Origin of the sequence: Kitasatospora sp. NPDC093558 (assembly GCF_040683475.1) — a bacterium.
Taxonomy (GTDB): domain Bacteria; phylum Actinomycetota; class Actinomycetes; order Streptomycetales; family Streptomycetaceae; genus Kitasatospora.
The window spans coordinates 1-3351 of sequence record NZ_JBFBDY010000657.1; the positions used below are offsets into that span (position 1 = coordinate 1).

The window sequence follows — 3351 nt, forward strand, 5'->3', positions numbered from 1 at the left end:
GTGCGGGGCACGGGGCGGGTCCTTTCCGGGCCCCGGCCCCGTGCTGTGGGGTCAGCGCCCGATCTTGGTGTACTTCGTCTCGGTGGTGGTCTTCTGCACCTGCCACCAGGGCTGGTTGTCCTGGTACCAGGCGATGGTGTCGGCGAGGCCTTGACGGAAGTCGCTGTAGCGCGGCTGCCAGCCCAGAGCACGCAGCTTGGAGCTGTCGTTGGCGTAGCGCAGGTCGTGGCCGGGGCGGTCGGAAACGTGGTCGTAAGCGTCTGTGTCGTGGCCGAGGAGTTCGAGGATGAGCTGGACGATCGCCTTGTTGCTGCGCTCGTCGCCGGAGCCGATGAGATAGGTCTCGCCGGGCGTTCCGTGGTCGAGGATCGCGTGGACGGCGGCGTTGTGGTCGTCGACGTGGGTCCACTCGCGGACGTTGGTGCCGTCGCCGTAGAGGCGGGGGCGGGCGCCGGTGAGCAGGTTGGTGACCTGGCGGGGGATGAACTTCTCAGGGTGCTGGTAGGGGCCGTAGTTGTTGGCGCAGTTGGAGATCGTTGCCTGGACGCCGTAGGAGCGGGCCCAGGCGCGAACCAACATGTCCGAGCCGGACTTGGTGGCGGAGTAGGGGCTGGAGGGGTTGTGCGGGCTGTCTTCGATGAACAGGGCGGTGCTGTCGACAGGCAGGTCGCCGAAAACCTCGTCGGTGGAGATGTGGTGCAGGCGCCTGCCGTGGCGGCGGACGGCCTCCAGCATGCTGAAGGTGCCGTGGACATTGGTACGTACGAACGGCTCGGGGTCGTGCAGGGAGTTGTCGACGTGGGACTCGGCGGCGAAGTGGGCCACCACGTCGGTTTCGGCGACGAGCCGGTCGACGAGCTCTCGGTCGCAGATGTCGCCCACAACCAGCTCGACGTCCAGGCCGTCGAGGTTGCTTTTGTTTCCGGCGTAGGTCAGCGCGTCCAGGACCCGGATGCGGTACTCGGGGCGGTGGGCCGCGGTGAAGCGGACGAAGTTGGCGCCGATGAAGCCGGCTCCGCCGGTCACGAGGATATTCTTCTGGCTCATGAGGACGAATCCTATGCCGCCATCGATTGGCCTGATGAACCGTCATATAAGCGCTCGATATCAGGAGTTGTGACATCGGGTTGCTTCACGCGGAGTGCCAGCGTTGCGGCCGGGCGAGCACCTGGGGGAGTCAGGCCGTGTCGGGCTCAATGTCCGGACTCGCGGCCGCCGGGGCCGCGAACGGACGGACGGCGTCCTGTTCGACAGCAACACCGAGCAGCGGGATCACCGCGAGGTGCCCGGCGATCCACGACGCGGTGAGTGCTGCGCCGAGCCGGTCGCGGTCGGGCGGGGCATGACGAGGCATGGTGCGGCCTTTCGTGGGTGGCGGATGTGCGGCACGGGTCGGGAGCGCGAAGCGACCGTGAATCGACCCAAGGAGCCCCTCTGAGTGACTCTTAGTCAACACCCGTGTGCACAGCCGCAGAAGCTGCCAGTGTGTGGGCCAGATGTCGGCCATCTGTCGGCCAGTGTCGGCCACGGGAGGGGGTGTCGTGTCAGGGGATGCCGAATCGATCGGAGCCCTGATCAGGGCCGCGAGAAAGAGAAAGGGCTGGTCTCAGCCGCGTCTGGGCCGGGAGCTGGGCGCGGTCGAGGGCAAGGGTGGCGAAGGCCCAAAGCGCGATCAGGTCTCCCGGTGGGAACTTGGCGGTCGCGTCCCCACGTACTGGATGCCCTTCATGATCGAGGTCTTGGAGCTTCACCCAGAAGGCTCGGAGCTTTGTTCGCCAACCGATCCTGATGGCTCACTGCCGGGCGATACCGTGACAGCAGTCATTGAACTCGGACGGAGGGACGTGGTGGATCGTCGAGGATTCATGGCCGCCTCAAGCGCGTACGCGCTCGCGGCCCTGGGCATGCCGGATCCGGACAGCATCACCCGCCGCGTACGGCTGAAGTCCGGCAGCACAATCCACGTCGGCCGGGGCGAGGTCGCCGCCGTCCGCCAGATGACCAGGTCCCTCGGCGACGCCGCCGCCGAGCTCGGCGGCGGCCACGCTCGCCACCTGGCCGTCCGCTACCTCCACGAGGACGTCTCCAAGTGGCTCGACGGCACGTGGACCGAAACCGTCGGCCGGGAGCTCTTCGCTGCAACCGCCCAACTCGTGCACCTCGCGGGATGGATGGCTCAGGACGAAGGCAACCAGGACGCGGCCCAGCAGTACTACGCGCACTCCTTCCGGCTGGCCTCCGAGGCCGGCGACGCCGAGCTCGCCGCCACCGCTCTGCGCGGCCTCGCCGTCCAGGCCATCGACCTCGGCTTCCGCCCAACCGCCGTCCGTCTTGCCGAGGACTGCGTCAACCTTGCCAAACAGCTCGACGACCCCCGCGCCGTGGCCTACTACCACGCCACCCTCGCCAACGCTGCAGCCCTCGACGGCGACCGCCGCACCGCCACGGTCTCGCTCGCCGCTTCCCAGACCGCCATCGAACGTGCGACCGGCGCCCCGAGCGACTCCTGGGCCTCGCACTACAGCATCGGCCGCTGGGCCCACGAAGCCGGGATGGTCCTCGCCCAGCTCGGGGACTTCACGAGTGCGCAGGACCACCTCCACCACGCCTTGGACATCCACGGGCTCGATCGCCGGCGCTCCCGTGCCATCGTCCTCGCCGACCTCGGCACCGTCCGGCTCCGACAGGACAACGTGGACGGAGCCCTCGACTCCTGGCGCGACTTCCTGGACAACGCTGATGGCATCCGCTCTATCAAGGTTCAGGACGCGATCCACGACATGCGGGCCCGCTTGTACCGTCTCCGTGACGTACCCGGCGTCGGCGAACTGGACGAACAGGCCGCAGCTCTCGAATAGGAACCGTAAGACGCCGCCACCGACCTCACCACCTACCTCGCCCGCCGCTACCCCGGCCACGGCGCCGCCGGCGAACTTCGCGAGCGCCTGACCGCCCTGTCCACCCCGGCGTAGAAAGAGAGCCCATGCCCGAGCAGGACCGCGTCATCCAGATCCGCCGCCCCTACCTCGACCTGATCGCCGACGGCACCAAGACGATCGAGGTCCGAGTCGGCTATCCGAGCATGCGCAGGATCCACCCCGGCCAGGCCCTCGTCTTCGAGTCCGGCGGGACTCGCTGCCGTACCCAGGTCGTCAAGGTCGCCGAGTACCCGACCTTCGAGGCGATGCTCGACGCCGAAGACAACGAGGCGATCGGCAGCGAGGGCATGGACCGGGCCGAACTGCTCGCGGCCTGCCGCGAGATCTACCCGCCGGAGAAGGAAGCGCTCGGCGTCCTCGCGATCCACCTGCAGCTCGCCCCCACCACCGAGCGATAACGGGCGTGCCCGGC

The 3351-nt window shown here is 68.2% G+C and carries 4 protein-coding genes; 2 read left to right on the plus strand and 2 right to left on the minus strand.

The features are described 5' to 3' along the window. Positions 1-51: 51 nt before the first annotated feature. Together rfbB and AB0O00_RS33270 are read right to left on the minus strand one after the other, a co-directional pair. A complete protein-coding gene (gene rfbB / locus AB0O00_RS33265; RefSeq protein ID WP_363658181.1) occupies positions 52-1047 on the minus strand; it encodes a dTDP-glucose 4,6-dehydratase in 996 nt (331 codons plus the stop codon). A gap of 130 nt (positions 1048-1177) precedes the next feature. Continuing rightward, positions 1178-1354, minus strand: a complete 177-nt coding sequence (locus tag AB0O00_RS33270; protein WP_363658183.1) for a hypothetical protein — start codon at positions 1352-1354, stop codon at positions 1178-1180. 511 nt (positions 1355-1865) lie between these two features. Here AB0O00_RS33270 and AB0O00_RS33275 point away from each other — a divergent pair. Next, positions 1866-2858: a tetratricopeptide repeat protein gene (locus AB0O00_RS33275; RefSeq protein ID WP_363658185.1), complete on the plus strand. Its 993-nt coding sequence runs from the start codon at positions 1866-1868 to the stop codon at positions 2856-2858. 125 nt (positions 2859-2983) lie between these two features. Further along, a complete protein-coding gene (locus tag AB0O00_RS33280; protein ID WP_363658187.1) occupies positions 2984-3337 on the plus strand; it encodes an ASCH domain-containing protein in 354 nt (117 codons plus the stop codon). Positions 3338-3351: the final 14 nt, after the last annotated feature.

Coding starts and splice junctions, on each gene's coding strand:
- AB0O00_RS33270 (WP_363658183.1), bottom strand. CDS start 1,354: ATGCCTCGTCATGCCCCGCCCGACCGCGACCGGCTCGGCGCAGCACTC.
- AB0O00_RS33280 (WP_363658187.1), top strand. CDS start 2,984: ATGCCCGAGCAGGACCGCGTCATCCAGATCCGCCGCCCCTACCTCGAC.
- rfbB (WP_363658181.1), bottom strand. CDS start 1,047: ATGAGCCAGAAGAATATCCTCGTGACCGGCGGAGCCGGCTTCATCGGC.
- AB0O00_RS33275 (WP_363658185.1), top strand. CDS start 1,866: ATGGCCGCCTCAAGCGCGTACGCGCTCGCGGCCCTGGGCATGCCGGAT.